Here is a 3955-nt window from a genome sequence, read left to right as displayed (position 1 = left end):
GTCCTTCCACATCAACCCATTGATAGCCGAAATTGGGGTGGACGGCGATGGCACGGTTGGCCGGCAGGGTCCATGGCGTGGTGGTCAAGATCACCAGTGACACTTGACCGGTAAAATCAGAGATGCCGAACTTGGCGGCGACCGCGCCGGCGTCTGTAGCTGTGAAAGCCACATCGATGGACGGCGAAGTCCGTTCGTAATACTCCACTTCTGCCTCTGCCAGCGCAGAACCGCAATCTATACACCAATGCACCGGCTTAGCACCTTTATGCAGGTGGCCGTTGGTGATGATCTTGCCGAGAGCGCGAATGATATTCGCTTCTGTTGTAAAATCCATCGTTAGGTAAGGGTGTTCCCAGTCGCCGAGCACGCCTAGACGGATGAAGTCCTTTTTCTGCCCTTCCACCTGTTCAGTGGCATAACGACGGCAGGCAGCGCGGAATTCCGCAGCGCTGACCTTCTCGCCCGGCTTGCCAATCAGCTGCTCAACCTTCATCTCAATCGGCAGACCATGGCAATCCCAGCCCGGGATATAAGGCGAGTCATAGCCCATTAACCCTTTGGATTTAATGATAATATCTTTAAGAATTTTATTGACAGAGTGACCGATATGTATGCTACCGTTCGCATACAGCGGGCCGTCATGCAGAATGAACGTTTTCTTACCTTTCCTGGCGTGACGAATAATCCCGTACAGATCCTGTTCATACCAGCGCTTCAGCATACCAGGCTCACGCTTGGCTAAATCACCGCGCATGGGAAATCCTGTGTCCGGCAAATTCAGGGTATTTTTGTAATCAGTCATTCGATTCTCGGTTCCGTTTTCAGTTTGAGTATTATTGAGGCGCTGCCAGCACGAAATAGTCACGGGCGCTCACCACATCATTTGCGATTTGCCGCTTTAAGTCGTCAAGCGAATCAAACCGTTGTTCATTACGCACTTTCGTGCGGATCACCACCTCGACATAGCGACCGTATAGATTCATGGCCACATCTAGCAAATGCACTTCCAGCCGCTGGCGAAAACCGGCGACCGTGGGCCGGGTGCCGATATTCGCCACGCCAGGCAACGGCTTGGCGGTGATGCCGTAAACCTCCACCGCATACACGCCGTTGATGGGCGCTTTCCTCCCTTTTAACGACAAGTTGGCGGTCAGGAAGCCGATCGTCCGCCCTAGCGCGTCGCCATGTACTACCCGGCCAGAAAGGCGATAGGGATGCCCGAGCAGTATTTCCGCCTCCACCAGACGATCCTGCGCTAGCGCCTTGCGTACAGCGGTGCTGCTAATGCGCCGGCCACCTTCGGTGTAGGTGACGATGCTCATCACCTCAAATCCGGCCGCTTTCCCCGCCTGCTGAAGGAAGGCGTAATCCCCGCGCCGCTGAGCGCCAAAGCGAAAATCGTCGCCGACGCCGATGAAACGCACCCCCATTTTTTGCACTAGCAGATCCGTCACGAAAGCGCCAGCGCCGAGCGTGGCAAACCGCTTATTGAATGTGACGCAGACCACTGCATCCACGCCAGAGGCCGCCAGGTATTTCACTTTGTCGCGCAGCCGGGTCAAGCGCGCCGGCGCGGCATTACCGGCGAAATATTCCCGCGGATGAGGCTCAAATATCATCACCATAACCGGTAGACGGCGACGGCGGCCCTCAACCTGCAATTCTGTTATAAGCGCTTGGTGTCCGCGGTGAAAGCCGTCGAAATTGCCGATGGTCAGCACACACCCATGGTGGCGTGGCTGTAAATTATGTATACCGCGAATAAGCTCCATAGTAGACTCAAGACACCTAAGACAGTGGAAATCGGCGGATTATACCTTGTACCACCACTAAGGTTAACCTGAGATTCTAATCTTTGATATTATGCGCAGAGAAAACCGCGCTTATTTCGCCATCGCCCTGTTTTCACACAGGTTATGCTGCTGCGAAGCGCCGATTTAGTACGCCAGTAAACGCTTTTTTCTCATGAAGCACTGGAAGCACTACATGAAGAACTATATTTTGTCGGCGGAAACTGATACAATCCCGCGCTGTCACATTGTGACAGGCTCCGCGCGTTTAAGCGGCGTTTATTTGCACAAATCCATTGACAAAAGAAGACCGAACAGGCATATCCTTCGGTCTTTAAACTGTTTCATAGAAAAAGTGTGGGAGGTTGGACCTTGGCCAATATCAAATCAGCTAAAAAGCGCGCCGTGCAATCTGAGAGGCGTCGTCAGCATAATGCAAGCCGTCGCTCTATGATGCGCACCTTTGTGAAAAAGGTTTACATTGCTATCGCTGCCGGCGATAAAGAAGCTGCGCAGAATGCGTTTTCTGCCATGCAGCCGATTGCTGACCGTCAGGCCAGCAAGGGGTTGATCCACAAAAATAAAGTAGCACGTCATAAATCGAACCTGACCGCGCAAATTAACGCTATGCAGTAATTTAGGTAACATTGTGCTTTGTTGATATAACCGGCCCTGGCCGGTTATATAGGCCGGCAAATATATAGGCCGGTAAACCGGATTTAAATACTTACCACGCGCAAATGAGTCACCCAATCGCTTTATCTCCTGGCTCGCAACGGGCCCTAATAAATACCTCTATTATCTCCGGCAGTTTGCGAATTAGGTGCGGGTATTGCTTTCACCAGAGAACGCCAGGGTGACAGATGCCCCGCTCGCTTTCGGCGACGGCAGGACCGCACGCAGCAGCAGGTAGCCTAAAAACGCCGCGGTCACCGATCCGGATAAAATCCCGACCTTCGCTAGCACGATAGTGGTCGGATCCTCCTGCCAGAACGCTAGATTAGCGATAAAAATCGACATCGTAAAACCGATACCACACAGCACAGCCGCCGCCGTAATGTGGCGAAACGCAATGCCAACGGGAAGCCGCGCCAGTTTGAGTTTCACCGCCGCGGCAGTAAACAGCACTATCCCCAGCGGTTTGCCGATTACTAGCCCTGCGGCAATCCCCAATGGCAAAAGTGAGACCAAATTCTCTGGCGCCACATCCCGCAGCGAGATACCAGAGTTAGCGAAAGCAAACAGGGACAAAATCAAATACACCAGCCACGGCTGCAGCCGGTGCTCTAGAGCGCGCGCTGGCGATTCGCTGGTTTCCGGCAGCCTGAGCGGGATAAGCCCGCCCACTATCACGCCAGCGAGCGTCGCATGAATACCTGAAAGCAAGATACAGCCCCACAGTGTCGTGCCCAGCAGCAGGTAAAGCACGAGAGACCGGACGTTGGCGCGGTTCATCAATGCCATTACCCCGATGACGCACCCTGCCGCAGCTAACGCCAGGGGATTAAGCTCGCTATTGTAGAATAGCGCGATAATCACTATCGCGCCAAGATCATCAATAATCGCCAACGCCAGCAGAAACACTTTCAGGCTGGTCGGCACCCGAGTTCCCAGCAAGGCCAGCACACCGATGGCGAAGGAGATATCGGTAGCAGCGGGAATCGCCCATCCGGCACGCAATGCGGGCGTACTGGCGGTGACCAGGCTATAAATAAACGCGGGTGCCACCATCCCCCCCAGCGCTGCAATGGCGGGAAAGGCTGCCCGCTCTCGGCTATTGAGCGTACCCTCCAGCAGTTCGTATTTGACTTCCAGACCGACAGCCAGGAAAAATACTGCCATCAATCCATCGTTAACGATCAACTGTACGGTCAGATGGGCAGACGTTTCTCCGCCTAGTTGTGCGGGAAAATAAATGATGGCGTCATAGAGCGCGCTGGCGCCGGTATTGGCCATCACGATAGCGGCAAGCGCGCCGCTGAAAAGCAATACGCCGCCGACGGCTGGGTGGGCAAACAAGCGGAGTAAAGACTCTGCGAACATAATGATCCTCAATTTTGGCGGAGAAGGGATTATTGTGCGACAGGCGACGACGGGAGTAAATGAAAACACCCCTCTTGCCGGCAAAAAATCGCTTACGGCGGCACCGGCACGATAAAAAA

Annotated in this window: 3 protein-coding genes and 1 pseudogene; 1 reads left to right on the top strand and 3 read right to left on the bottom strand. The window is 53.9% G+C overall.

All coding sequences use genetic code 11. The features are described from left to right. Both BG74_RS15750 and ribF read right to left on the bottom strand, forming a co-directional pair. A pseudogene (locus BG74_RS15750) lies at nt 1-757 on the bottom strand (class I tRNA ligase family protein); the annotation flags it as partial. Between the two features lie 79 nt (nt 758-836). Beyond that, the gene (gene ribF, locus BG74_RS01425; protein WP_066596058.1) at nt 837-1775 is read right to left on the bottom strand and encodes a bifunctional riboflavin kinase/FAD synthetase; all 939 of its coding nucleotides are present in this window, start codon (nt 1773-1775) and stop codon (nt 837-839) included. Between the two features lie 390 nt (nt 1776-2165). Between ribF and rpsT the strand changes: the two genes are divergently transcribed. Continuing rightward, a complete protein-coding gene (gene rpsT, locus BG74_RS01420; protein WP_066596056.1) occupies nt 2166-2429 on the top strand; it encodes a 30S ribosomal protein S20 in 264 nt (87 codons plus the stop codon). A 183-nt stretch (nt 2430-2612) separates the two neighbouring features. Here the strand turns inward: rpsT and nhaA are convergent, their stop codons facing one another. Then, entirely contained in the window at nt 2613-3836 is a 1224-nt protein-coding gene (gene nhaA, locus BG74_RS01415) for a Na+/H+ antiporter NhaA (RefSeq protein ID WP_066596050.1), read from the bottom strand. Nucleotides 3837-3955: the final 119 nt, after the last annotated feature.

This window comes from Sodalis-like endosymbiont of Proechinophthirus fluctus (assembly GCF_001602625.1).
Lineage (GTDB): Bacteria > Pseudomonadota > Gammaproteobacteria > Enterobacterales > Enterobacteriaceae.
Note: the sequence above shows the minus strand (reverse complement) of the source record. Positions and strands in the feature narration are given on the sequence as shown.

Excerpts from the sequence above, each read along its gene's own strand:
- ribF (WP_066596058.1), bottom strand. The coding sequence starts at position 1,775 with ATGGAGCTTATTCGCGGTATACATAATTTACAGCCACGCCACCATGGG.
- nhaA (WP_066596050.1), bottom strand. The coding sequence starts at position 3,836 with ATGTTCGCAGAGTCTTTACTCCGCTTGTTTGCCCACCCAGCCGTCGGC.